The following is a 25692-nucleotide window of genomic DNA, read 5'->3' on the forward strand; positions in this document are numbered from 1 at the left end:
CCCGGTCGACATCGACCGCCATCTCCGGCAGAATCGTGGGCCAGGTATTTCGGGGGGCCTGAGCACGACGGGGGACGTCTGTCTGCCATGGACCAGCGCGGCGCGTCGGGGCCGGGTGAGCTGCTCCGCCGGCACCGGCTGCGCGCCGGGGTCGACCAGCGGGAGCTCGCGCGCCGGGCCGGGGTGAGCGTGCGCGGGCTGCGCGACATCGAGCAGGGGCGGGTGCAGCGGCCCCGCGCGGAGTCGGTCGAGCGGCTCGCCGACGCGCTGGGACTGTCCGAGGCCGAGCGGCAGGCCCTGTCCGCGCCCGGCGGCTCGACCGGGGCCGCGGTGCACGTGGGTGTGCTGGGGCCGTTGTCGGTGCGCCGGGGCGACGCGGCCGTGGAGGTCGGCCCGCCGATGCTGCGCGGGCTGCTCGGCCTGCTGGCGCTGCACCCGCGGCAGGCGGTCTCCCGCGACGAGATCGTCGACGCGTTGTGGGACAGTCCGCCCCGGACGTGCCAGAACCTTGTCCAGGTGTACGTCCGGCAGCTGCGCCGGCTCCTCGAGCCCGACCGGCGGCGGCGCGGGCCGGCGGTGTCGGTGCGGCTGGCGCCCGGCGGCTACCTGCTGGACCTCGGCGCCGACGGGCTCGACGTGGCGCGCTTCGACGAGCTGCTCGCGCGGGCGCGCCGGGACGCGGGCGACGCCGCGGCCGCGCGGGACGACCTCGGGCAGGCGTTGGACTGCTGGCGCGGAACGGTGCTGGCCGGTCTCGACCTGCGGCTGCGCGAGCACGCGACGGCCGTCGCGCTGAGCCGGCGCCGGGTGGACGCGGCCCTGGCGTACGCCGACCTCGTGCTGGCCGGCGACACCGGCGAGACGGCCCGGGCGGTGCAGCGGCTGACGGCCATCGTGCCCGACGAGCCCCTGCACGAGGGACTGCACGCCCGGCTCGCGCTGCTGCTGGCCCATACCGAGCGGCCCGGGGCGCTGCAGGTGCTGACCGACGTGCGGAGGCGCCTGGCCGACGAGCTCGGGGTGGAGCCCGGCGACGAGCTGCGGGCGGCCCACCTGGAGGTGCTGCGCCGGGCGCCCCGGCCGGGCGTCGCCCCCGCCGTCGTGCCCGCCCAGCTCCTCGCCGACGTGGCCGCCTTCACCGGTCGCGCCGCCGCGCTGCGCCGGCTCGACGACCTCCTGGAAACACACGAGCCCAGCGCGCCCGTCGTGGCCATCGCCGGCACCGCCGGGGTCGGCAAGACGGCCCTGGCGATGCACTGGGCCCACCGCGTACAGGACCGGTTCCCGGACGGGCAGCTCTACGTCGACCTGCGCGGCTACGCCCAGGGCGCCCCGCTGCGCCCGATCGAGGCGCTCGCCCGCTTCCTGCACGCGCTCGGCACGGCCCCGGACGAGGTACCGCTCGACGTCGACGAGGCCGCCGCCGTGTACCGGACCCTGCTCGCCGACCGCCGCATCCTGGTCGTGCTCGACAACGCCCGCGACGCCGACCAGGTGCGCCCGCTGCTGCCCGGCGGCGTGGGCTGCCTCGCCCTGGTGACCAGCCGCGACCAGCTCGCCGGGCTGGTCGCGGGCGAGGGCGCCCGGCCGCTCGTCCTCGACGTCCTGGCCGCCGGGGAGGCCCGCGCGCTGCTCGGCCGGGTGCTCGGGCCCGCGCGGACGAACGCGGAGCCGGCGCCCGCCGACGAGCTGGTCGGCCTCTGCGGTGCGCTGCCCCTGGCGCTGCGCATCGCCGCGGCCAACCTGCTGTGCCACCCGCACCAGAGCATCGCCGGATACGTGCGGAACCTGCGCGACGGCGACCGGCTGACCGCGCTGCGGATCGAGGGCGACCGCCGGACGGCCGTACGCGCCGCGCTCGACCTGTCCTACGCCGCGCTGCCGCCGGACGCCCGGCGCCTGTTCCGCCTCCTCGGCCTGGTCCCCGGCCCCGACTTCACCACCGAGGCGGTCGCCGCCCTGGCCGGCCGCGGGGCCGCCGGGGCGCTGGAGCGGCTGAGCCGGGCGCATCTGGTCGAGGAGCACGTCCCTGGCCGGTACGCCTTCCACGACCTGCTGCGCCTCTACGCCCACGCCCGCGGCGCCGCGGAGGACGACGAGCCCGGCCGGCGCGCCGCCCGGCAGCGGCTGCTCGAGCACTACCTGTCCGGGCTCGACGCGGCCGCGCACCTGCTGTACCCGGAGAAGCTCCGCATGCCGCTGCCGCCCCGGGAACCGCCGGTCGCCCTCGCCGGCCATGCGCAGGCGCTGGCCTGGATCGACGCCGAGCGGCCGAACCTCGTCGCGGCCGTGCGGGACGCCGCCGAACACGGGCCCCGGGCCGCCACCTGGCTGCTCGCCGACGCCCTCCGCGGGTACTTCCACCTCCGCGTGCACACGATCGACTGGCTGACCGTCGCCCACGCGAGCCTCGCCGGCGCGCGGAGCGCCCAGGAACCGGCGGCCGAGGCGGTCAGCCACCTCAGCATCGCCGACGCGCACTGGCGGCGCAGCCGGCACGACCTGGCGGTCGAGCACTTCCAGCAGGCCCTCGCGGCCTCGCGGCGCACCGACTGGGCCCAGTGCCAGGCCACCATCCTGGGCAACCTGGGCGCGGTGCACTGGCAGTCGGGGCACCTCCGGGCGGCCGGCGACCGGATCGCCGAGGCCCTGGCCCTCAACCGGCGGACCGGCTGGCTGGCCGGGCAGGCGGTCAACCTCGGCAACCTCGGGCTGGTCCGCATGCAGGCCGGGCAGCTGGCGGTGGCGGCCGGGCACTTCCGGGAGGCGCTGGAGCTCAGCCGCGCGATGGGCTCGCGCAGCAGCGAGGCCAACGTCCTGGGCAACCTCGGCGAGGCGTGCCAGCTCCTGGGCCGCCTCGACGAGGCGATCGAGCACCTGAACCTGGCCCTGGCGCTGCACCGCGAGCTCGGCGGGCGCGGCAACGAGTCCGCGAACCTGCGGACCCTGGCGGCCACGCACCGCGACGCCGGACGCCTCGACCGGGCGCTCGAGCTGGCCGGGGCCGCGCTGGAGCGGGCCCGCGGCACCGACATGCTGCGCCTGGAGATCGACGCGCTCAACGCGCTCGGGACCGTGCTCGACGCGCTGGGCCGGCCCGCCGCGGCCGTCGACGGCCACGACCGGGCCCTGGCGATGGCCCGCGAGACCGGCGAACGCCTGCCGGAGGCGGAGGCGCTCATCGGTATCGCCGCGGCCCGCCTCCACCTCGGCGAGTGCGACCGGGCCCTCGCCTGCAGCACGCAGGCCCTGGCGCTCACCCAGCGGGCCGGCTTCCACCAGCTCGAGGGGGCGGCGCTGACCGGCCTCGCCGCGGTCCACCTGGCCCGCGGCGAGCCGCAGTGGGCCGTCCAGGTCGGCGAGCGGGCGAGCGCGGTGCACGAGAAGACCGGGTACCGGATCGGCCTGGCCCGCACGGCCGCGCTGCTGCGCCGGGCCCGTGCGACAGGCGAACCGGCCGCACGGGCGTCGACGGCCGGCCTACCCCGCGCCGGCACCTGAACCAGCAGCCGTACTAGCAGCCATCCCACGGGTCGTTGCAGGCGGTCGAGCCGGTGGTGCAGTTCGGGTTGACCCACACCTTCTTGTAGATGTTGCCGGAGCAGACCTGGCACCAGCTCTCGTACGGGCACCGGGCCGCCGCCGTCGCCTTCGGCAGCACGCGGGCGAGCATCCACTCTCCGAGCTTCACCATTGGGTTGTCCCTTCTCCGTCCACGCGCGGCCCCGTGCCGGCGCGTGTCGTTCCCCCGGCCGCCCGGGCACCGGGTGCCCGCGCGCCGAAGTCCTGGGGCGATCCCGGCGACAACCGGCGCACGACGACCCCGAGCAGGCGCTCGCCGGGCAGGTAGCCCAGGCGGCGCGAGTCGAGGCTGAAGGCGGGGTTGTCGCCCAGGACCACCAGCCGGCCGGGCGGCACCGTCCGGTCGTCGGACCCGGCCACCCCCGTGACGCCGAGGTCCGGCACCGGATCGCCGGGCACCGCGGCCACTCGCTTGATCATCAGGTCGGCGCCGGAGGCGCCCAGCACCACCACGTGGCCCGGCCGCACCGCGCCGAGGCCGGCCCGCCGCACCAGCACGCGGTCCCCCGGCTCCAGGGTCGGCCGCATGCTCAGCCCCTCCACGGTGACCGCCACGAACCGGCGGCGCAGCAGCGCCCACCCGCCCGCCGCGGCCCCCACCGCGACCGCCAGCGCCAGCGCGACCGCGGTCATCGCGGCACCCCGGCGTCGGCGTACCCGCGGGCCTGCACGTCGAACAGCTCGGCGTAGCGGCGCCCCAGGGCCATGAGCTCGGCGTGGCTGCCGTCCTCGACCGGGCGGCCGTCGCCGAGCACCACGATGCGGTCGGCCTCCCGCACCGCGCTGAGCCGGTGGGAGATGAGCAGCGTCGTCAGTCCGGTCCGGTGCCGGCGCAGGGCGGCGTGGACCTCGTACTCCGCCTGCGCGTCCAGGCCGGCGCTCGGCTCGTCGAGGATCACCAGGTCGCGCCGCGAGCGCAGCAGCGCGCGGGCCAGCGCCAGGCGTTGCCACTGCCCGCCCGAGAGCACGACCCCGACCTGCGGGTCGTCGGTCGGCGAGCCCTGCAGGAAAAAGCGGGAGAGCAGGGTGTCGTACCCGCGCGGCAGCGCGCCGAGCGTCTCGTGCACGCCCGCGCGGCCCGCCGCCTCCTCCACCCGGGGCCGGTCGTGCAGCGCGCTCAGGTCGCCGACCGCGACGTTCTCCGCCGCCGAGAGGTCGTAGGCCGTGAAGTCCTGGAAGATGGCGCCGATCCGCTCGCGCAGCCCGGCGGGGTCCATCTCGCGGAGGTCGACGCCGTCCCAGTGGATCGAGCCGCGCGTCGGGTCGTAGAACCGGCACAGCAGCTTGACCAGCGTGCTCTTGCCGGCCCCGTTCAACCCGACGAGCGCGACCGTCTGCCCGTGCGGGATGAACAGGTCGACCCCGCGCAGGATCCACGGGTGCTCGGCGTTGTAGCGGAACCACACGTCGCGCAGCTCGATCCCGTGGCGCAGCGCCGGCGCCGGGCGCGGGTGCGCCGGTACCGGCAGGTCGGGCTCGTCGGCGACGACTGCCCGGAAGTGCTCGAACAGCAGCAGGGCCTGGTGCGCCGCCGCCGCGTGCTGCACCCCGCCGGCGAGGCTCGACTGCACGCCGGCCATGGCCGCGATGAACATCGACACGTCGCCGAGGGTGGCCCGGCCCGCGACCGTCTCGGCGATCATCCACATCAGCCCGCCGCCGGCCACCACCGCGGAGACCGTCCCGAGCAGCGTGTGGCCGCGCAGCTGCCGGCGGCCGAGCCGGCGGTACTCGTCGTTCACGGCGGTCAGCTCGGTGCGCATCCGGTCGCGGAAGAAGTCGCCGAGCCCGAACAGCCGGACCTCCTGGGCCACCCCGGGCGTGGTCAGCAGGCGCGCGAAGAACATGTGGCGGCGCTGCGCGTGGCCGGTGCGCCACAGCATGGCCGCCTGCTCCCGGTTGAGCGACAGGTGTACCCGCAGCATCGGCAGCGCCGCGACGAGCACCGTGGCCGCCGTGAGCGGGCTGACCGCGACCAGGGCGGCCGTGAACCCGGCGACGCCGATGAGCGCCTGCACCAGGCCGAGCGCGCTGGAGACGAGCTGGCCGGGGCCGCTGCGGCTGGCCTGCTCGGCCATCTGCAGCCGGTCCTGGAACCGCGGGTCCTCGAGCCGGGTCAGGCCGGGCTGGCGGTTCACCGCGATGTAGAGCCGTTCCTGGGCCCGTACGCCGACCCGCCGCTCGGTCTCGCTGGTGATGTACCGCATCGCCTGGGGAACGACGCTCGCCACCAGCCCGGCCGCGCCCATGCCGGCCGCGAGCCAGAGCAGCGGGGCGAGCGCGGCACCGGGCCCGGCCAGCCGGTCGAACGCCTGCTTGCCGAGCACCGCCGTCACGACCGGGAGCACGCCGCCGACCACCGTGAGCGCCACCTGCGCGGCCAGCAGGCCGGGGGCCGCCGACCAGGCGAGCCCGAGGGCGGCCGAGGCGTGCCGCAGCACCGTCCGCGGCCGGGCCGGCTCCGACGTCACCGGCGGGCCCCCGCGGTCGTGCGCGCCGCCCCCGACCGGATCTTGGCGGCGTACCGCTCCGGGTCCGGGAACCCGGCCAGGTCGGTGCCCGAGGACAGGATGACCCCGTCGGCGTCGAGCAGGTACATGGCCGGCAGGCCCCGGACGCCGAACGCCTCGTACACCGAGCCGCCGCCGTCCGGCTCGTCCACGACGCCGGCCACCGGGGCCAGCTCGGCCGCGAGCGCCGCCGTCTCCTCGGGCGAGCCGACCAGGACGGCGAAGACCTGGTCGCGGTCGAGCCCCGCGCCGCGGGCGTACTTCAGGAACTTCGGCATCCGGTCGTGGCACAGGTTGCAGTGCGGGGTGAAGAAGCCGACCAGCCGGCCGGTGCCCCCGGCGGGCTCGAACAGCACGCCCTCGCGCGAGGTGACCGAGAACGGCTCGGGGCGCTCGCCCGGCGGCAGCACCGGGCGGGGGCCCGGTTCGCCGACGAGCCCGGGCGCCTCGGCCTCCGCCCCGCGCAGGCGCTTGACGACGCCGAGCATGAGCACGAGGTTCAGGACCGATACGGCCCCGATGAGAACCACCGCGGCGGTGAGGTACGCCATCGCCCAACGCTCCTTCCGACGGCTCGGAGCCGCCCGCTGCGCACAAGCTATGCGGGAGCGTCGGAAGGTTCGCTGAAGCCGGACTGAACCGCTCGACCGGCCGGGTGAACGGCCGGAACCGCGTCGGCACCGGCAGAAACGGCAGAACGCCGGCGGCAGGTCAGACGGGCCTCAGGGCCGCGGTTCCCTTCCGGAGGCCAGCCGGTCGCGGCGGCGGGTGAGGCTCGCCGTCTGCGCGGTGTTGCCGGCCAGCGCGATGGCCCGGTCGTACGCGGCCCGGGCCTCCTCGCCGCGGCCCAGCCGGCGCAGCAGGTCGGCGCGGGCGGCGTGGAAGGCGTGGTAGCCCTCCAGCGGCAGCCCGTCGACCTCCGCCAGGGCGACCTGCGGGCCGTCGAGCTCGGCGAGCGCGATCGCCCGGTTGAGCCGCACGATCGGCGAGGGGTCGAGGCGCACGAGCTGGTTGTAGAGCGCGAGGATCTGCGACCAGTCGGTGTCGCGGACGTCCGGCGCGTCGGTGTGTACGGCGTTGACGGCGGCGAGGATCTGGTAGCGCCCCGGCGCCCGGCCCGAGGCGAGGCGCGCGCGGACCAGGGCGTGGCCCTCGGCGATCAGCGCGCGGTCCCAAGCGCCGCGGTCCTGCTCGTCGAGGGTGACGAGCTCGCCGCTCGCCGACACCCGGGCGGCCCGGCGGGCCTCCGTGAGCAGCATCAGGGCCAGCAGCCCGGCGACCTCGCCGTCGTCCGGCAGCAGGCCGTGGACCAGCCGGGTCAGGCGGATCGCCTCCGCGGTCAGGTCGCCGCGCACGGCCGCCTGCTCCGGGTCCGAGGCCAGGTACCCCTCGTTGAAGATCAGGTACAGGACGGTGAGCACCCCGCCGACGCGGGCCGGGAGGTCCTCGCGATCCGGCACCCGGTACGGGATCCGGGCCGCCTTGATCTTCGCCTTGGCCCGGGTGAGCCGCTGGCCCATGGCGGTCTCCTGGACCAGGAACGCGCGGGCGATCTCGGCCACGGTGAGCCCGCCGACCATCCGCAGGGTCAGCGCGACCCGCGCCTCCACGGCGAGCGCCGGGTGGCAGCAGGTGAACACGAGCCGGAGCCGGTCGTCATCGATGGCGCCGAGCGGCTCGGGGGCGTCGGACAGCATGAGCGCCTCCCGGTGCTTCTCCTCGCGCCTGACCTCGCGCCGGAGCCGGTCGATGGCCTTGCGGAGGGCGGTGGTGGTGAGCCATGCGCCGGGGTTCGGCGGCAGGCCGTCGACCGGCCAGCGCTCGACGGCGGCCGCGAACGCCTCGGCCGCCATCTCCTCGGCGATGTCGAGGTCCCCGATGCGCCGGGCGAGGGTCGCGACCACCCGGCTCCACTCCTCGCGGTGGACCCGGGCGATCGCCTCCTGGATCCCGCTCACAGGAACGGCCGGAGCTCGACTCTCCGGTTGCACGCCTTCGACGCTCCGGCGGCGATCCGCCGCGCCGCGTCGAGGTCGGGCGCCTCGACGACCCAGAGGCCGGCGACGAACTCCTTGGTCTCCACGTAGGGCCCGTCGGTGAAGAGCGCCTCCCCGGCCCGGCCGTCGACGACGGTGGCCGTCTCGGGCGCGCCGAGGCCGCCCGCGAAGACCCAGTGGCCTTCGGCCTGCAGGCCCTTGTTGAAGGCGGTGATCGCCGTCATCTCCTCGGCGGTGGCGAGGTCGGACGAGTCGAAGAGCACGGACATCAGATACTGCGCCATCGGAACATCATCTCCTGTCGTAGACGGCTGACACCGCTGCTACGAACGAAGGGGTGGCGATCCGACAGGCGCCGCCGGATTTTTTTCGCAGGAGATCTAGCGGGTCCGGCCGGCCGGGACGGGCTCCTCGACGGCGTCGGCGACGGCCGTGGCGGCGTCCTCGGCCGAGTCGTAGGCGATGAAGAACGCGGGGCGGCCCTGCATGGCGGCGAAGATGCGCCCGACGTACTCCCCCAGCAGCCCGAGGCAGAGCAGCTGCACGGCGCCGAGGAAGAGCAGGACCACCGAGAGCGAGGCCCAGCCGGGCACGGTGACGCCGATGAAGTACGCCACCAGCACCCACACGACGAGCGCGATGCAGACGCCGAAGCCGGCCAGGCCGAGCCAGGTGGCCAGCCGCAGCGGCGCGGCCGAGAAGCTCGTCACGCTGTCGGCGGCCAGCCGGACCATCTTGGTGAGCGGGTATTTCGTGACACCGGCGGCGCGGCGCTCGCGGCTGTACTCCACGGTGCCGCTGGGGAATCCGAGCCAGGGCACCAGCAGGCGGTACACCGGCTGCTGCTCCGGCAGGGCGCGCAGGGCGTCGACCGTGACCCGGCTCAGCAGCCGGAAGTCGCCCGCGTTGTGCGGCACCCGGTTGCCCGCGAAGCCCCGCATCATGCGGTAGTAGCCGACGGCCGTCCAGCGCTTGAACACCGTGTCGGTGCTGCGGTCGTTGCGCACGCCGTAGACGATGTCGAGGTTCTGCGACCGGGCCAGGTCGAGCATGTCCTTGATCAGCTCGGGCGGGTCCTGCAGATCCGCGTCGATGCTGGCGACGTACTGGCCGACCGCCCGGTGCATGCCGGCGGTCAGGGCCGCCTGGTGCCCGCCGTTGCGCCGCAGCCGGATGATCCGCAGCTGCGGCCAGTAGCGGCGCAGCCCGATCAGCACGGCCGCGGTGGCGTCGGTGCTGCCGTCGTCGACCGCGACGACCTCGTAGGAGACGTCCAGCCCGTCGAGCACCTTGCGCAACCGCTCGGCCATGATCGGGAGAACGGCCTCCTCGTTGTACATCGGCACGACGACTGACAGCGTCGTCGCCTGCTCTGCGGTCGTGCTCATGCCCAAAGCTCCCCGGTGTCCTCGGTGCGGAAGTCTACGGTTATCCACGCGTCAGCGAGCGGACGTCCCACAGCCAGACGTCCTCGACCTGCCGGCCGGCGCCGAGCAGCGGGTCCAGGGTCTCACGCAGCTGCGGCAGGGCCTCGGTGCGGTAGACCACGATCGCGTCGGCCTTCCAGGTGCGCAGCTGGGCCAGCATCTCGGTCTGCTGGGCCGGGGTCAGCGTGACGGCCTTGCCGGAGTGCGTGACGTCGAGCAGCACCGACGTGACCGGGCCGGGCGGCGGCTCGTTGGTGGCGACGTTGTCGGGGCCGATCGGGCCCATGAAGTACCCCTCCGGCATCCGGAAGCTCATGTCCGCGGCCATCTGCCAGGTGAGCGCGGTCATGTCGCCGGTGGCCCGCAGCGCCGGAACGGGGACGACCGTGTGGTTCTCGGCGACGTACTGCTTGTAGGCCCCCGACGTGAAGAACTTCGGCACCGGCGGGCGCCCGGTCGCGGGCAGCGGGAGCGGCAGCAGCGGTACCAGCGCGGCGGCCAGGGCGGCTGCCCACACCAGGCGCAGCGGCACGCCGGAGCTCTTGACCCCGGCGTCGGCGGCGGCCTTGAGGATCCGGTCGGTGGCCACGGCGAGGATCACGGCGAGCGCGACCACGGTCAGGAAGGTGAAGCGGCCCACGTTCATCGAGTCCAGCACCGGGAACTTGACGAACAGCTTCCACGGCCCCGGCAGCCCGGTGCTCTTGAAGTGCCAGTTCACGTTCGGACCGAGGCTGAAGGCCAGGCCGACGGCGCCGAGGATGGCCACCGTGCGCACGAGCCGGTCCCGCCAGAGCCACAGCGTGAGGCCGGCGGCGAGGATGAGCAGGGCCCAGCCGAAGTACCCGTTCTCCTCGGCGTAGTTCGTCGAGGTGAGGGTGCCGCTGAGGTTGCCCACCGAGGTCGTGGAGAACTCGAAGAACGTGTTCAGGTCGTTCGTGACGTACGCCAGGCCGCCGAGGCTGTCGTAGTGCCGCGGGCCCGCGAACTGCATCCACAGCGGGTAGGCCAGCAGCGGCAGCGACACCGCGACCGCGACGCCGAGCCCGGTCAGGAACGGCCGGACCATCGCGCGCAGATCGGGCAGCAGGGGGAACGCGTACACGATCACGAACACGCCGAGCGCGATCGCGGTCATCAGCAGGATCTCCTCGCCGATGAGCGCCTGGTAGGCGATCATCAGGCCGAGGATCAGCCCGTCGCGCACCGGCCGTGCGGTGCGGAAGAGGCGCAGCGCGTAGCGCACGATCCACGGCACCAGGAACATCGACACGAGGTTCAGGTGCGCGTTGCCGTGCGAGATGATCGTCGGCGCGAAGGCCGCGAACGCGCCGCCCAGCACCGCTGCGGCCCGGTGCAGGCGCAGGTCGCGGTGCAGCACCCAGTACCACCCGAAGGCGGTCAGCGCGAAGCCGAGCGTGACCGCGGTCAGGAAGCTCGCGCTCGGCCCGAACAGCAGCGTGATCGGCAGCAGCGGCAGCGCCAGCCCCAGCACGCTCGCGTTGCCCATGAGGTTCACGCCGATCGAGGCGTTCTGCAGATCGGTGAAGAACGGGTTGTGGAGGTGCGTGATGTTGTACGTGTCGACGGCCAGGAACCACTCGAACTGGTAGTGGTCGTTGTAACTGTGCGCCAGGATCCGGCTACCCGGGCCGAGCCAGACGTGCGAGAACAGGTAGATGCCGGCGGCGACGAAACCGGCCAGGATCAGCAAATCGGCGCGCATGCTGCGGAAACGGGATGGCTCGCCGGAGGTCAGGTCCGGAGTCTCCGGTTCCTCGGCGGTCGCTCGCTCGCTGGCCGTTTGGTCGGCATCCACGACAGACATGGCCAGGAGACTAGAGCATTACCGCGGGTAGCGAGGAACCCCGAACGGGCGGCGGGGCCGGACCGGGTCGTACCGTGCCGGTATGACCGCGCCCGCACCCCTGGATCTGGACGCCGTCCGCCGGCTCGCCGCCGAGGTGGAGACCACCGCCATCTGTGACGCCGCGCGCGACGTGCGGGTCATGTCGCCGCGGCTGCGGTGCCGGTCGGCCAGCCCGGTCCTGTGCGGCCCGGCGGTGACGGTGCGGTGCCGGGGCGACTTCCTCGGGGTCGTTCAGGCGATCGAGCGGGCCGGGGCCGGCGACGTGCTCGTGGTCGACGGCGGCGGGCGGGAGACCGCGCTCGCCGGTGAGCTGTTCGCCCGGGCCGCGCTGCACAAGGGGCTGGCCGGGATCATCGTGGACGGCGGCTACCGGGATATGCGGTTCGTGTCCGGCTGCCCGCTGCCCGTGTACAGCCGTCACGTCAGCCCCATGGCCGGCACGACGACCGCGCTCGCCGACGTCAACCGGACGGTCGCGTGCGGCGGGGTGCCGGTCCACGCGGGCGACATCGTCGTCGCCGACCACGACGGCATCGTCGTGCTCGACCCCGCGACGGCGCTCGCCCAGCTCACCGCGGCCGCCGCGGTCATGGCGGCGGAGGCGCGGGTGGTCGAGCGCCTGGACGCGGGCGCGGCCCTCGGCGACTGCCTCAACCTCGCCGAGCACACCGGGCGGCTCGCGCGCGGCGAGCCGTCCCGGCTGCGGTTCACGTCGTGAACAATCATTTGATCACCCAGCTAACACGTTGCAACCATCGGGCGCCCTCTTCCGTACAACCGGACGAGGAGGTGCCGCACGTGGTCCGATTCAGGAGACGCCCCGACGACCCGGGCAACGCCGCCCGCGACCAGGGCCCCCGGTCGACCGAGGGCCGCCACTACCCCAACCGCGAGACCGCCGCCGGGGTGTTCAGCCGCCCACCGGCTCCGGTTCCGGTCCGGCCGAAGCCGCCCCCGCCGCCGGCGGAGCCCGAGGAGGCGCCGTCGCTGTCGGTGCGCCCGCTGCGCACCCCGGCCCCCGCGGTCACCACGATCCGGGTGGAGCCGCTGCCGGTCGACGGGATCGAGTACGAGACCGCCGCCCCCTGGTGCAGCGACCCCCAGGAGACCCGGCCCGCGCCGCGGCCGCCCACACCGCGGCCGGCCCCGAAGCCGCTGTTCAGACCGCTGGCCCCGAAGCCCGAGCGGCGCACGATCAACTGGCTGGACGAGTAGCGCCGCGCTCGCGCTCAGCAGTCTCGACGACCCGAAGCCGCTGTTCAGACCGCTGGCCCCGAAGCCCGAGCGGCGCACGATCAACTGGCTGGACGAGTAGCGCCGCGCTCGCGCTCAGCAGTCGCGACGAACGGCGCGAGCGCTCAACTGGCCAGCGCGTCCGACACCAGGCCGACGCCCGACGCGGTGGCCAGCGCCTCGCGCAGGTCGGCCACGAAGCGGTCGACGCGCTCGCGCGGCACGCCAGGCATGAGCACGGCGTGCGCGTTGCCGCGCTCGTCCGTGGCGAGGGGCCAGCGGTCCAGCAGTGGCTGCGGCGGGCGCGGGAACACCACGGTGAACGCCCGCGGCTGGGCGCGCCAGGCGGGCCAGCCGATGCCGCGCAGCTGCTGCTCGGTGTGCCGGGCCAGGGTCCGCGCGGCGTCGGCCCGGGCGCGCAGGCCGGCCGGGCCCCAGTGCCGCAGCAGGTACCACAGCCACAGCGGCGCGTGCCCCGAGCGCGAGCCGGTGATGGTGCTGTCCGGGGCGGCGGTGTACGTGATGTCGCCCCGGCCGGTGTGCCGGTCCGCGAGCGCCACCACCACCCCGCACGGGAACGGGGTGGCCAGGAACTTGTGCCCGCTGACGGCGACGCTGTGCGCGCCGTCGGCGAACGTGAACGCGGGCCGGCCGACCGGCTCGTCCAGGGCCAGCGGCACGCCGGCCAGGGCGGCGTCGGCGTGGATCCACCGCATGGCTTCCGCGACCCCGGCGGCGTCGAGCACCGCCCCGATGCGGGCGACGTCGTCGACGGCCTCGGTCATCGTCGTGCCGATCGAGGCGACCACGATCGCGCCGGTACCGCGCTGCCGCCGCCCGTCCCGGACCACCGCCGCGTGGAGCAGGTCGTAGCGCATCTCGCCGCGCTCGTCGGCCGGGACGACCCGCAGGCGCAGCCGCAGCAGCTCCGCGGCCTTGGCCACGCTGTAGTGCGCCGCCGACGAGCAGTAGACGGCCGCCCCCGGCAGCATGAGCCGCGCCTGCCACAGCGCCCAGTGCGTGCTCTCGGTGCTGCCGGTGGTGACGTACCCGTGCCGGTTGTCCAGCGGCGCGTCGAACAGGTCCGCCAGGAACCCGACCACCTCGTGCTCGAGGTGCTTGGTGTGCATCCGGTAGGCCCCGCCGGGCGCGAACGGGTGCCCGACGTTGTTGAGCAGCAGGCGCTCGAACGGCGCCAGGGGGCTCATGTCCGGCAGGTCGGTGGCGCCGGGGAAGCCGAGGTCGTAGTCGCGGTGCCGGAGCAGATCGGCGTGCAGGCGGTCGAGCCGGCCCGCCATCGTCGGGTCGCCCGGCGGGCCGGGGGTCATCGCGGCCGTGACCCGTGGTCGACGATCCGCCCGATCTCGCCCATCCACCGCCACACGTGGTAGATCGGATCGGACTCGGGCGTCTCGGCCAGCGCCGGGTTCCAGCGCCAGTGCATGCTCGGCGTGCCGTACTGCGTGTTGCCGTCGCGCACCGAGCAGTCCACGGTGAGCGCGTTGAACTGCAGCTCTCCGCCGCGGTCGAGCACCAGCATCGTGCCGTCGATGAGCCGGGCGTAGCAGCGGCCGGGCAGGTCCGCCTCGCTGCGCGCGGTGCGCTGCGCGGTGGCCCAGTCGCCGTAGGGCGTGTCGAGCGTGACGACCCCGATGCCGGCGAAGACGGCCTGGGCCGACATCGAGTCGGTCTTGTTGCACATCTCGGTGCGCGGGTCGAAGCCGGGATTGTTCGCGTACCCCTCGCGCGCGTGCTGGGCCAGACCGTAGAGCAGGTGCGGCAGCGATGCGGCCTCGTCGTCGCCGAGGAAGATCCGGGTCGCGGTGCGCAGCTGGTCGTACAACCGGCCGGCCGGCTCGCAGTAGAACAGCGCCACCCCGTGCGGGGCGAGCGGGTCGCGGCGGCGGCGCTCCCAGGCGTGCCGGGCGTGCAGGAACGAGAAGCGCCGCAGCCGCGCCACGACCGCGCCCCGGTAGGTGGGCGAGATGTCCACGCCCGGCGGCGCCGGCGCCGGCGGCGGTACCGGCTCGGGCCCGGCCGGCGCGCCCGCCATGTGCCGCGGGCCGGAAATGCGGACCTCGGGCTCGGGCGCGTATCCGGGCGGCTCGGACACGTACCCGGAAGGCTCGGACGCGTACCCGGAAGGCTCGGGCGCGTAGACGGAAGGCTCGGGCGCGTACCCCGGCGCCTGCTGCACCTCGCTCGTGCGCTCGAGCGCCCACCAGGGCACCGACGACGAGGACGGGGGCGGCGAGGTCATGCGCGGGTCAGACATCGAGGTCCTGCAGCCGCTGGTCGAGCACCCGCAGCGGGTCGGGCCGGCCCTTGCCGACCTCGGCCAGCACCGGCGCCTTCCCGGCCCGCAGCACGAGGCCCCACGCGACGCCGGCGGCGACGGTCACCACGACCGCGGCCGGCAGGATCGCCTGCAGCGGGGAGTCGTCGGCGATCTGCAGCAGCGACGACAGGTGCGACACCATGACCCCGAGCACCACGAGGCCGCCGATGACGCCGAGCGAGGGCAGCACGGTGGTGACGAACAGGCCCTCGGTGCTGCCGCCGCCGCGGCGGTAGAAGCGGATCGCGCCGGCCGAGATGAGCACGAGCATGACCAGGATGCCGACCGCGCCGGCGGCGGAGAGCCAGGTGAAGATGACGCCGATCGGGTCGGCCCCGGCCACGGCGAAGACGCCGACGACGAGCAGCGCGGAGACGCTCTGCACGAGCGAGCCGCCGGTCGGCGCGCCCTGGGCCCGGCCGCTGGTGCCGGTGCGGGCCAGCCACGCCGGCAGCACACCCTCGCGGGCCATGGCGAAGATGTATCGCGCGATCGTGTTGTGGAACGACAGCATCGCCACCGTCACGCTCGTGACGAGCAGCAGCGTCGCGAGCAGGCTCAGGCCGCTGCCGTACCACTCGTCGAAGAGCGCGAACGGCAGCCCCGCCTCCGGGTTCGCGGCGGTCGCGGCGATCTGCTTGTCGCCGACGGCCACCGCGAGCGCCCAGGCCGACAGCCCGTAGAACAGCGCCATGAACAGCACCGCGGCCAGCGTGGAGCGGCCGATGCTGCGGCTGGTGCGGACCTCCTCGGAGTACGCCGGCGCCGTGTCGAAGCCGATGAACGCCGCGATGCCGAGCGCGAAGGCACCGCCGATGCCGGGGGCCCACAGGCCGCTGAGGCTGATCGGGGCGGTGGCGACCGCGCCGCCGAACGGGTGCGTGAAGCTCGCGATGTCGAACAGGGTGATGACCGCGAGCTCGATGCAGAGCACGGTGCCGACGACGAACGCCGACAGCGAGACGTGCAGCAGCCCGCAGACCGCCACGACCAGCCAGATCACCGCGGCCCACAGCAGCCACGAGCCGCCGATCAGGCCCGCGATCGTGACCCCGATCAGGCCGTACAGACTCATCTGGATCGCCGAGTAGAAGACCAGCGCGAGCGCCCCGCCCACCAGGCCCGACATCGGCCCGAAGGCGTGGGCGAGCAGCGCGTACGCCGGGGCGGCGTGCGGCACCGTGCGGGACATGGCCACATACCCGACCGCGAGCAGCCCGAGCATGACGCCCAGCAGTGGGAAAGTTAGGGGAGTGGCAACGAGGCCGGTCGATGCATAAGTGGCGACGATACCGCCGGCCAGCACGGCCATCGGCGAGCTCGCGCCGACCTGGAAAAGCCACACGCCGCCGCCGCTCATCTTCCGGCGGGTCAGGCCTTGCGTCGTCATCGCGCACCACCGTCCACAGTGGAGAAGGGGCGGCTTTCGGGCACGGTTGCAGCGCAAGAACGCATCGCGGCGCGTACTCCAGTTTCTGGCTCGGGGCCGAAGGCGATCCGACCACGACAGTCAATGTGATAAATGTCGCTGGGAAGTGTATCTACGCGGATCAGCGTGCGCCTACCACACCACGCTGCGGGGTATTTCACAATCCGCATCGCCATGATCACCTTGCGTTGGCCTTGTCGTTCGGCAACAAAGGATCCTTACTCGAGTCGGAAATCCGATCGGAAAACCGTAACGAACGGGGCACTACCGGATCGACGATGGCGGGGTGCTGCGGTTGCGGCTGCTCGGACCCTTCGAGGTGAGCCTCGACGGGCGGCGGGTCGTGCTCCCCTCCCAGCGGACCCGGGCGGTGCTGGCGTACCTCGCGCTGCACGACGCCTCGCCCCGCGGCCGGGTCGCCGCCGCGCTCTGGCCCGGCTCCCCCGACCGGCTGGCCCGCACGAACCTGCGCCACGTGCTGCACACCCTGCGCGCGGCGCTGCCCGAGGCCGGCGGGCACCTGCGCGCCGACGGTCAGGCGCTCGCCCTGCACGCGGCGACGAGCGACGCCGCCGAGTTCGACGCGGCCCTCGACCGGGGCGACGACGAGGCCGCGGCCGCCGCGTACGCCGGCGACCTCCTCGACGGCCGGTTCGACGACTGGGCGCTGGCGGCCCGGGAGCGCTGCCGCGGACGCCTGCTCGAGGCCCTGGCCCGCCTGGTACCGGCCCGGTTCGAGCGCGGTCGCCGAGGGCACGCTGGCGTACGCCCCGGTGGTGACCTGGCTGCGGGCGCTGCCGGGCTGGCCCGAGCGGATCGACCGGCACGACCGCGCGCTGCTGGCCCGCCTGCTGCCCGAGCTGGGCGGGCCGCCGGCCCCGGTGGAGCCCGGCGCCCGGCTGCGGCTGTTCGAGGCGCTCGTGCGGGCGCTGGGGGCCACGGCGTCCGGCCGGGCCGCGCCGCTGCTGCTCGTCGCCGACGATCTGCACGCCGCGGACGCGCCCACCCTGCAGTTCCTGCACTACCTGCTGCGCGCCCGGCCCGGGCCGGCCGTGCTGGTCGCCGCGACCGCGCCCGGCCGAGGCCGGCACCGGGCACCCGCTGCCGGGCCTGCTCGCGGGGCTCGGGCGCTCGGGCTGGGCACCGAGCGGCCGCTCCCCCGGCTGGACCGGGCCGGGACCGCCGCGCTGGCCCGCGCCCTCGGGGCCCGCCTCGGCGACGCGCAGCTCCACCGCCTGCACGGCGAGACCGACGGCAACGCCCTGTTCGTGGTGGAGACGCTGCGGGCCGGTTGGACCGGCGACGGCCTCCCCGCCGGTGCTCACCCGGCGGGTGCAGGCGGTGCTGGAGGCGCGACTGCTGCCGCTCACGCCGGGCGCCCGGGACCTGCTCGAGCTGACCGCGACCGCGGGCGCGGCGGTCCCGGTGGACGTCCTCGCCCGCGCCCACCCGGGCGGCGAGGAGGCGGCCGCGCGCGACCTGGACGAGCTGTGGCGCCGGCAGCTGCTCACCGCGCGGCCGGGCACCGGCGAGGACGCGTTCCTGCGCGACTTCGTGCCCGGCGCCCCCGACGAGCTGGGCGTGGCGATCGTCGCCGCCGCGGCGCCCCCGCTGCCGTCGCTGCCCGCCGTCCCCGTGTTCGGCCTGATCCCCGTCTGGTGCGGGGACCTCGCCGCGGGCGAGCGCGCCCTCGCGCCGCTGCGGGCGTGCGGGCGCCCGATCGCCGATCTCGTGCGTCCGGCGCCGTGCCGCGCGATTCAGTCCACATTGGACCTGAGCGCCGCTCCCGGCAACGGCACCTGGCCGCGTCCGGGCTGCCCGCGGTGCTGCTGCGGCCGCGGACGTACATCACGAACCTGCTGGCGTACGCGGACACCGTCGCCGCGACCGGGAACCTGTTCGCCCCCGCCGGCACCGCCCGGATCTCGTTCATCGACCCCCGGGACGTGGCCGCCGTGGCCGCCGAGTGCCTGCTCGGCGACGGGCACGCGGGCCAGGTGTACACGCTCACCGGCCCGGAGGCGGTCACGTTCGAGCGGATCGCGGCCGAGCTGTCCGACGCGACCGCGCGGCCGGTTCGGTACGTCCCGGTGCCCGGCGAGGCCGCCCGCCGCGCGATGCTCGACGACGGCCTGCCGCCCGCGCTGGCCGACGCGATCGTGGCGATCTTCGCCGCCCAGCGGGAGGGGCGGATGGCCGGCACGACTGACACGGTCCGGCGCCTGACCGGCCGGGCGCCCCGCACCGTAGCGGCCTTCGCGCGGGAGTTCGCGGCGGCGTTCGCCGCGCCGGTCAGAGATCCGGCTCCGGCTCCGCGATGAGCACGCGGTGGCCGCCGGCGGTCAGGCCGTGGCCGGGCGAGCGGTACGGCAGGTCGTGCGCGGCCCGCCGGTCGATCGCCGACTCCGACGGGTTCTCCAGCCGCAGCTCGACCCGCTGACGGAACGCGTCCAGCCGGGCCGCCGGGCCGAGGTCGGCCCAGCGCCCGGCCGACGCGGCGACGTGCACGCCGAGCCGCGGGCCCTCGTGCAGCACGTGGTCGAGGAGCCGCGCGGTCTCCGGCTCGAGCGCCGCAAGGTCCTCGACGACGAGCAGCACGTGAGCGCCCTGCACCCCGGGCGCGCCGTGGCGGTCGGCGACGATGCCCGCGACCTCGGCCGCGACCCGCCGGACCGCGTCCGGGTCCGCGTGGCGCGCGGACGCGGCGACGTGCGGCCGCGCGGGCGCGTCGCCGTGCAGGATCGCGTAGACGCGGGCCTCCTGCGGCGGCAGGAGCCGTGCGAGGGCGTGCACCAGGGTCAGCAGCGCGGTGCGCCGGCCGCTGCCGGGCGCCCCGACGACGGCCAGGTGCCCGGCGTCGCCGCGTAGGTCGACCGCGAAGGGGCGGCGGGCGTGCTCGCGCGGCAGGTCCAGCACGCCGATCGGTACGAGCCGCCGGTCGCCGAGCAGGACCCGCAGCACGGCGCCGAGCGGGATGCGCTCCTCCAGCGGGGGCAGCCACAGTTGCCGGGTCGCGCCGCCCGCCGCGGCGAGCCGCTCCAGCAGGACCGACAGCACCGTGCCGGGCCTCGGATGGCGCCGCGCACGGATGAACGCCTCCCACGAGGGCGGCCCGGCGTGGTACGCGAACCCGCAGTAGGCGGCCCGGAACCGCACCGGCGACCCGGGCCCCTCGCGCAGCAGCCCGTGGCCGGGCGCCGGCGGCAGCTCGTAGGCGTCGGGGAGGCCTATCGCCTGCCGCGACTCCATCGCCGAGAAGGTACGCAGCGCGACCCGGCACGACAGGTGCGCGTCGAGCCCGCGCAGCCGCCCCTCCTCCAGCCGCTGGCTCGCGAGCACCAGGTGCACGCCGAGGGAGCGGCCGATGCGGGCCACCGTGGTGAACGTGTCGAGGAACTCCGGCATCGACGTCATGAGGTCGGAGAAGTCCTCGAAGACGGCGACGAGCCGGGGCAGGGCGTGGCCGTCCGCCCGGTACTGCCCGATGTTCGCGACCCCGGCGTCGCGGAACAGCTCCTGGCGGCGGCGCAGCTCCCCCTGGATGACGGCGGCCAGGCGCCGCAGGTCGCGGAGCTCCCACAGGTTCAGCGCCAGCCCGGCCACGTGCGGCAGGTTCTCGAACTCGGCGAACGAGGCGCCGCCGCGGTGGTCGACGAGCAGCAGCGCGAGCTCGTCCGGCGGGTTGTGCACGGCGAGGCCCAGCACGAGGGTGCGCAGCAGCTCCGACTTCCCGGAGCCGGTGGCCCCGACGACCAGCGCGTGCGGCCCGGCCCCGCCCTCGGCCCCCTCGCGCAGGTCCAGCGCCACCGGCGAGCCGTCGGCGGCGACGCCGACGGGCACCACCGGCCCGGCCGCGCCCTCGGCCCAGCGCTTGGCCGGGTCGAACGCGGCGGCGTCGCCGATCCCCCACAGCGGCGGGACCGCGACCCCGCCGTGGCCGTGCGGCGGCGGGGGCACCTCGTGCGCGACGATCCGCAGCGCGGCCTCGGCCGCCTCCCGCACGACGTCGGGCTGGTACTCGTCGGCGAGCCGCACGAGCCGCTGGGCCGCGTCGTAGTCCGCCGCCGGCGCGAGCGCCGCCTCCAGCAGGTCCCGCACCTCACCCAGGCGATCCTCCGGCACGCGCCCACGGTACCCGGGTGTCGTTTGCGGCGGTACGTCATGATCGGAGGCGTGATTCGCTTCGTCCTCAACGTCCTGTGGGTCATCTTCGGCGGCGGGTTCATCCTGTTCCTCGGGTACGCCCTGGCCGCGCTCATCTGCTTCGTCCTCGTCGTGACGATCCCGTTCGCGATCGCGTCGTGGCGCCTGGCGGTGTACTCGCTGTGGCCGTTCGGCCGCACCGTGCGCGCCAAGAACGGCGGCGCCGGCGTCGCCACCGGGCTCGCGAACGTGCTCTGGGTCGTGCTCGCGGGCTGGTGGCTCGCGCTCACCCACATCGCGGCGGGCATCACCCTGTGCGTGAGCATCATCGGCATCCCGTTCGGCATCGCGCACTTCAAGCTGGTACCGATCGCGTTCTGGCCCCTCGGCCGCGAGGTCGTCGAGATCGACTGAACGGCCGGATCAGCCGCAGGTCACCAGGCCGGCGCGGATCTTGCTGCGCACCACGCGGGTCGCCGACTCGGTCACGCGCTTGGCGAAGGCCGGGTCCGCCTTGGCCGCGGCGACCAGCGCGTCCGTCATCGGCTGCGCGTCGGACAGCCGCACGCTCAGCGGCATGTCGCCGCCCGCCTGCACGAACTTGACGGCCCGCTGCCCCACCGGCACCGACGAGACCGCCACCGCCGCGCCGAGGTCGTCCGACATCACGAGGCCGTCGAAGCCGAGCTTGCCGCGCAGCAGGTCGGTGATGATCGCGGACGAGAACGCGGCGACGTTGCGGGAGTCGAGCTTCGGATACGTCGCGGACGAGATCATCACCGCCGCCGAGCCGGCCTTGATGCCGCTCGCGAAGGGCTTGAGCGACGCGTCGTCCGCGGTCGTGAGGTCGTCGCGCGCGCCGGTCGTGGTGTCGGTGTTCACGCGCACGCGGCCGAGGCCGGGGAAGTGCTTGAGCGTGGTGAGCACGCCCGCGCCCTGCACCGCCGTCACGACCGTGGCCACGTCCTCGGCGACCGGGTCGGGCGTCGAGCCGTACTGCCGCTCGAAGCCCCCGATCGGCGGGTTGCTCTTGCCGACGTCGGCGGGGACGACGTCGGCGACCGGCGCGAGGTCGATGGTGACCCCGATGCCCTTGAGCCGCGCGGCCCACTCGGCGGTGCGGCTGTTCAGGGTCGACGAGTCGAGCCGGCCCTGGTTCACCGCGGTCGGGATGGCCGGGAAGTCGTCGCCCTTGAGGGTCTGGACCTGGCCGCCCTCCTGGTCGATGCCGATCTGCAGCCGCAGGCCGCCGTTCGCCTGGGCCGCGTCCTGCAGCTGCGCGATCTGCTGGCGCAGCTGCGCGGCCGAGGCCGAGGAGCGCCCGGCGAGAAAGACCCCGCCCAGCTTGTACTTCTGGATCGTCGTCGTCGCCCCCAGGGGTGAGCTCAGCGGCGTACCGATCATGAGCAGTTGGGAAGCCTGCAGTTCGAGGGGCAGCTTGGCGACCACCGCCTCGGCGCAGCCCACGGCGGCGGAGGAGCCGGCGCCGCCCGGGGCCGCCGGCACGGCCGAGGTCGAGCCGGAGGGCGGCGCGGCGGAGGGGGAGGAGTCCTCGCCGGCCGACACCGAGTAGGCGACCCCGGCCCCGGCGAGCAGCACCACGATCGCCGCGACGACCGCCCACAGCGGAAACGGCCCGATCCTCCCGCGCTCGGCGACCCGGCGCGCTCCTCTCGGCATCCGTCGAGGATACGCAGGCCGCTCAGCGGTACGCGGTCAGGAAGCGGTCACGGAACTGGTCCATCCGCCACACCGGGGCGCCGTCGACGGGCCGCAGGCCGTCCTGCCAGCCCCAGCCCGAGATCTTGGCGAGCACGTTCGGGTCGCGGGCGACGATGGTGATGGGCACGTCGTGGCTCGCGGTGTCCCCGACGATGACCGGCGAGGGCTGGTGGTCGCCGAGGAACACGACCACGAGGTTGTCGTCGCCGTACCGCTCCACGTAGGAGATCAGCGAGCTCAGCGAGTACACGATCGAGTTGCGGTACGCCGTGCGGATCTTGTCCGACGTGCGGATGACGGAGTCCGGCGGGTCGCCCTCGGTGCTCATCGTCTTGTACACCGTGCCGTCGCCGACCTCGTCCCAGCCCACGAGCTGCGGGATCGGCGTCCAGGGCGCGTGGCTGGAGACCAGCGGGATCTCGGTGAAGGTCGGCGGGTGCCCGGGCTGGCGCTCCAGCCGCTGGTACGCCGCGAGCGTGAACTGGTCCGGCACCGGCACGTAGCTGAACTTCGGGCCCTTGTAGCCGATGTTCCGCGAGTCGTACAGGTCGTGGTACTGGAAGAACTTCCCCTCGGGCCAATCGCGGTCGTTGGCCGGCATGATCCCGGCCACGTGCCACCCGCCCCGGCGGAACGCCGCGTTGAGCGTGAACCGGTCGCCGGACAGCAGCGACGAGCTGCGCTGGTTGTTGTCGACCCACAGGCCGGACAGCAGCGTCTCGTGCGCCATCCAGCTGCCGCCGCCGGTGATCGGGGAGGTCAGGAACGCCGAGCGGGCCTGGAAGCCGGCCGCCGCCAGCCGCCGCGTGCCGTCGTCGAGCACCGCGTTGACCTGGGGCGCGTACTGCGGGTTCTGCACCGCGTCGCGCCCGTAGCTCTCCACGAACGTGAGCAGCACGTCCTTGCCGCGCAGGGCGGTGAGCAGCTGCGAGCCGGGCGCGTCGCGGAACGCGTCGATCTGTGCCTGCTGGCCGAACTCCTGGCCGTCGCCGATGTCGCGGCGCACCAGCGAGACCTGGGTCCCCAGCGCGCCGACGGCCCCGTCGGAGGCGACCGGCACCCCGTTCGCGACCTGCACGTTCAGCACCGCACACAGCGCCCAGACCCCGGCGAGGACGGCGGTACCGCGGGTCGTGGCCGCCTGGTGCCGCAGCGCGAGCCGGGACAGGCGCCGCAGCGTGAGCGTCATCACCACCGGCACGCTGAGCACGATCAGGGCGAGGATCACCGTGATCACGACCGCGGCGGCCTCGCCGAGCGACGACTCGACCAGCCCGTACGCCGGGTCGAGCAGCACCCAGTCGAGGATCGGGTCGAACGGGCGCGACAGCGACGTGTAGAAGCCGAGGTTGAACAGCCGGATGATGAACAGCACGCCGAGCAGGACCCCGGCCACGCTGAGCACGACGGTGCGGGCCCGGCCGCGGACGGCGAGGAACAGCGCGACGAGCAGCAGCCCCTCGATCGGCACGCGCAGGAAGGCGCCGTAGCTGTACTGCGTGAGCCGATCGGGCGTGACCAGCGTGAACAGCACCACCCCGGCCCCGAGCAGCGTGCCCGCCCACACGAGCGCGGCGCGCGGCCAGGACCGCCGCACGGGCGCGGCGGGCTCGTCCGGCGCGGGGACCTCCACGGGCGGCGAGAGTACGGCCATCAGGAGGACACCGCCACCGTGAGCGACTGCCGGCGCCAGCGCCACAGCACTTCGGAGCCGAACGACTCGACGAGGAACAGCAGCGAGATCGCCACGATCGTGGTGGTGACCGACAGCGGCAGCAGCCCGGACGCGGCGACGGCGAGGGTCACGCCCTGCATCGCGGCGACGACCTTGCGCCAGTACCGCGGCGGCACCGGCCCGCGCAGCCACGGCACGAGCCAGGTCGCGAACCCGATCAGGTACCGCATCGCCCCGATCGCGAGCACCCACGGCCCGACCGACTCGGCCACGAACGCGCTGAGCACGAGGATCAGCCAGGCGTCGGTCTCCATGTCGAAGCGCGCCCCGAGCGGCGTGCACCCGCCGGTGCGCCGGGCGATGTTGCCGTCCACGGCGTCCAGGGCGAGCGCGACCGCGCTGAGCGCGCACAGCACCCCGATCGGCACCGGCCGGCTGAAGGAGTCGGCGGTGAGCGCCGCGACCCCGCCGACGAGCCCGGCCCGGGTCAGCGTCACCCAGTTGGCGGCGCCGAAGGCCTCGGCGCCGGAGCGCTGCAGGCCGTACTCGAGCGCCACCGAGGTGACGAACCCGCTGGCGAGACCGATCGCCCAGCCGGCCGTGCCCAGCCCGACCGTCCCCGAGAGGACGCCGAGCACGGCAACGTGGAAGATCAGTCCAATGACCGGACCGGTTCGAACCTGCGGCATCGTCACTCCGTGTACGAGGCTGTGCTTACTGACCATGGACCCGTCAGTGCATACGCGCGTTCGGGCGTAACGGTTCGATCGGAACGATCTCAGGGAGTGTCGGCGTGCCACAGGCGAACGCGTTCTGGACCACCGGGACGGGCGGGGAGATACGTCCGGTGGAGGTCCCCGCCCCGGGTGACGACGAGGTGCTGGTCCGGACGCTGTACTCAGGTGTGAGCCGCGGCACCGAGACGCTCGTGTTCGCCGGGAAGGTGCCGCCGGACCAGTTCGCCGTCATGCGCGCGCCCTTCCAGGAGGGCGACTTCCCGTACCCGGTGAAGTACGGCTACCTCAACGTCGGCGTGGTCGAGGCCGGCCCTTCGGACCTGCGCGGTCGTACGGTGTTCTGCCTGTACCCGCACCAGAGCGCGTACGTGGTGCCGCGCGCGTCGGTGGTGCCGCTGCCCGACGGGGTGCCGCCGCGCCGGGCCGTGCTCGCCGGCACCGTCGAGACCGCCGTCAACGCGCTCTGGGACGCGGCCCCGCTGATCGGCGACCGGGTGAGCGTGGTCGGCGCGGGCATGGTCGGCTGCAGCGTCGCCGCGCTGCTGGCCCGCCTGCCGGGGGCCGAGGTCGAGCTGGTCGACACCGACCCGTCGCGCCGGGCCGTCGCCGACGCGCTCGGCGTCGCGTTCGCGCACCCCGCGGACGCGTCCGGGGGCCGCGACCTGGTCGTGCACGCCAGCGCGACGCAGCCGGGCCTGCAGCGCGCGCTCGAACTGCTCGCGCCGGAGGGGACGGTGCTGGAGCTGAGCTGGTACGGCGACCGCCCGGTCACTCTCGCGCTCGGCGGCGCCTTCCACTCCGGCCGGCTCACGATCCGCAGCAGCCAGGTCGGCACCGTCTCGCCGGCCCGGGCCGCGACCCGCACCTACGCCGACCGGATGGCCCTGACGCTGCGCCTGCTGCGCGACCCGGCCTTCGACGCCCTCATCACCGGCGAGTCCCCGTTCGCGGACCTGCCGGCCGTGCTGGCCGGACTCGCCGACGGCACCCGGCCGGCCCTCTGCCACGTGATCACCTACTGAACAGGAG

At 74.8% G+C, this 25692-nt stretch carries 22 protein-coding genes; 6 read left to right on the plus strand and 16 right to left on the minus strand.

The features are described from left to right. Positions 1-87 precede the first annotated feature (87 nt). A complete protein-coding gene (locus ACPPVO_RS47995; RefSeq protein WP_426505655.1) occupies positions 88-3501 on the plus strand; it encodes a tetratricopeptide repeat protein in 3414 nt (1137 codons plus the stop codon). Positions 3502-3514: 13 nt separating this feature from the next. Here the strand turns inward: ACPPVO_RS47995 and ACPPVO_RS48000 are convergent, their stop codons facing one another. The 8 genes from ACPPVO_RS48000 to ACPPVO_RS48035 form a co-directional block, all read right to left on the minus strand. Continuing rightward, on the minus strand, positions 3515-3694 hold the full coding sequence (locus ACPPVO_RS48000) for a hypothetical protein (RefSeq protein ID WP_426505656.1): 180 nt from the start codon (positions 3692-3694) through the stop codon (positions 3515-3517). Then, positions 3688-4215 carry a S26 family signal peptidase gene (locus ACPPVO_RS48005; RefSeq protein ID WP_426505658.1) on the minus strand — a complete coding sequence of 176 codons (528 nt, stop codon included), beginning with the start codon at positions 4213-4215 and terminating at the stop codon, positions 3688-3690. The genes ACPPVO_RS48000 and ACPPVO_RS48005 overlap by 7 nt, the downstream gene beginning before the upstream one ends. Then, positions 4212-6053, minus strand: coding sequence for an ABC transporter ATP-binding protein (locus ACPPVO_RS48010; protein ID WP_426505660.1), 1842 nt, complete (start codon positions 6051-6053; stop codon positions 4212-4214). Before ACPPVO_RS48010 ends, ACPPVO_RS48005 begins: the two co-directional genes overlap by 4 nt. After that, positions 6050-6643 (minus strand): TlpA family protein disulfide reductase, encoded by a 594-nt coding sequence (locus ACPPVO_RS48015; protein ID WP_426505662.1) that lies wholly within the window; start codon positions 6641-6643, stop codon positions 6050-6052. Before ACPPVO_RS48015 ends, ACPPVO_RS48010 begins: the two co-directional genes overlap by 4 nt. Before the next feature lie 171 nt (positions 6644-6814). Then, a complete protein-coding gene (locus ACPPVO_RS48020; RefSeq protein ID WP_426505663.1) occupies positions 6815-8050 on the minus strand; it encodes an RNA polymerase sigma factor in 1236 nt (411 codons plus the stop codon). Then, the gene (locus ACPPVO_RS48025; RefSeq protein WP_426505665.1) at positions 8047-8373 is read right to left on the minus strand and encodes a YciI family protein; all 327 of its coding nucleotides are present in this window, start codon (positions 8371-8373) and stop codon (positions 8047-8049) included. The genes ACPPVO_RS48020 and ACPPVO_RS48025 overlap by 4 nt, the downstream gene beginning before the upstream one ends. Positions 8374-8469: 96 nt before the next feature. Continuing rightward, entirely contained in the window at positions 8470-9477 is a 1008-nt protein-coding gene (locus ACPPVO_RS48030) for a glycosyltransferase family 2 protein (protein WP_426505667.1), read from the minus strand. A gap of 40 nt (positions 9478-9517) precedes the next feature. Further along, positions 9518-11344, minus strand: coding sequence for a hypothetical protein (locus ACPPVO_RS48035; protein WP_426505669.1), 1827 nt, complete (start codon positions 11342-11344; stop codon positions 9518-9520). An 82-nt stretch (positions 11345-11426) separates the two neighbouring features. Between ACPPVO_RS48035 and ACPPVO_RS48040 the strand changes: the two genes are divergently transcribed. Then, positions 11427-12104, plus strand: coding sequence for an RraA family protein (locus tag ACPPVO_RS48040; RefSeq protein ID WP_426505670.1), 678 nt, complete (start codon positions 11427-11429; stop codon positions 12102-12104). Positions 12105-12184: 80 nt separating this feature from the next. Beyond that, on the plus strand, positions 12185-12601 hold the full coding sequence (locus ACPPVO_RS48045) for a hypothetical protein (protein ID WP_426505672.1): 417 nt from the start codon (positions 12185-12187) through the stop codon (positions 12599-12601). Positions 12602-12744: 143 nt separating this feature from the next. On the opposite strand, the gene ACPPVO_RS48050 is transcribed toward ACPPVO_RS48045, so the two are convergent. The 4 genes from ACPPVO_RS48050 to ACPPVO_RS48065 form a co-directional block, all read right to left on the minus strand. Next, positions 12745-13947 (minus strand): pyridoxal-dependent decarboxylase, encoded by a 1203-nt coding sequence (locus ACPPVO_RS48050; RefSeq protein ID WP_426505674.1) that lies wholly within the window; start codon positions 13945-13947, stop codon positions 12745-12747. After that, a complete protein-coding gene (locus ACPPVO_RS48055; protein ID WP_426505675.1) occupies positions 13944-14894 on the minus strand; it encodes a hypothetical protein in 951 nt (316 codons plus the stop codon). Before ACPPVO_RS48055 ends, ACPPVO_RS48050 begins: the two co-directional genes overlap by 4 nt. After that, complete coding sequence (locus tag ACPPVO_RS48060) at positions 14887-16347, minus strand: APC family permease (protein ID WP_426505677.1); 1461 nt, start codon at positions 16345-16347, stop codon at positions 14887-14889. Before ACPPVO_RS48060 ends, ACPPVO_RS48055 begins: the two co-directional genes overlap by 8 nt. Before the next feature lie 217 nt (positions 16348-16564). After that, a complete protein-coding gene (locus tag ACPPVO_RS48065; protein WP_426505678.1) occupies positions 16565-17143 on the minus strand; it encodes a hypothetical protein in 579 nt (192 codons plus the stop codon). A gap of 19 nt (positions 17144-17162) precedes the next feature. Here ACPPVO_RS48065 and ACPPVO_RS48070 point away from each other — a divergent pair, with 19 nt between their 5' ends. Next, complete coding sequence (locus ACPPVO_RS48070) at positions 17163-18707, plus strand: hypothetical protein (RefSeq protein WP_426505680.1); 1545 nt, start codon at positions 17163-17165, stop codon at positions 18705-18707. Here the strand turns inward: ACPPVO_RS48070 and ACPPVO_RS48075 are convergent. Beyond that, positions 18679-20508: an FtsK/SpoIIIE domain-containing protein gene (locus tag ACPPVO_RS48075; protein ID WP_426505682.1), complete on the minus strand. Its 1830-nt coding sequence runs from the start codon at positions 20506-20508 to the stop codon at positions 18679-18681. The two genes, ACPPVO_RS48070 and ACPPVO_RS48075, sit on opposite strands and share 29 nt — an antisense overlap. Positions 20509-20559: 51 nt before the next feature. Here ACPPVO_RS48075 and ACPPVO_RS48080 point away from each other — a divergent pair, with 51 nt between their 5' ends. Further along, entirely contained in the window at positions 20560-20943 is a 384-nt protein-coding gene (locus ACPPVO_RS48080) for a YccF domain-containing protein (protein ID WP_426505683.1), read from the plus strand. Between the two features lie 9 nt (positions 20944-20952). Here ACPPVO_RS48080 and ACPPVO_RS48085 read toward each other — a convergent pair whose 3' ends face one another. The 3 genes from ACPPVO_RS48085 to ACPPVO_RS48095 are packed head-to-tail and all read right to left on the minus strand — an operon-like array spanning position 20953 to position 24615. After that, positions 20953-22209, minus strand: a complete 1257-nt coding sequence (locus tag ACPPVO_RS48085; protein ID WP_426505685.1) for a glycoside hydrolase family 3 N-terminal domain-containing protein — start codon at positions 22207-22209, stop codon at positions 20953-20955. Between the two features lie 22 nt (positions 22210-22231). After that, positions 22232-23905 (minus strand): sulfatase, encoded by a 1674-nt coding sequence (locus tag ACPPVO_RS48090; RefSeq protein WP_426505687.1) that lies wholly within the window; start codon positions 23903-23905, stop codon positions 22232-22234. Beyond that, entirely contained in the window at positions 23905-24615 is a 711-nt protein-coding gene (locus ACPPVO_RS48095; RefSeq protein WP_426505689.1) for a CDP-alcohol phosphatidyltransferase family protein, read from the minus strand. Before ACPPVO_RS48095 ends, ACPPVO_RS48090 begins: the two co-directional genes overlap by 1 nt. 104 nt (positions 24616-24719) lie before the next feature. On the opposite strand from ACPPVO_RS48095, the gene ACPPVO_RS48100 reads away from it, so the two are divergent. Next, the gene (locus ACPPVO_RS48100) at positions 24720-25685 is read left to right on the plus strand and encodes a dehydrogenase (protein ID WP_426505691.1); all 966 of its coding nucleotides are present in this window, start codon (positions 24720-24722) and stop codon (positions 25683-25685) included. Positions 25686-25692: the final 7 nt, after the last annotated feature.

The organism is Dactylosporangium sp. McL0621 (assembly GCF_049995355.1).
Taxonomy (GTDB): domain Bacteria; phylum Actinomycetota; class Actinomycetes; order Mycobacteriales; family Micromonosporaceae; genus Dactylosporangium.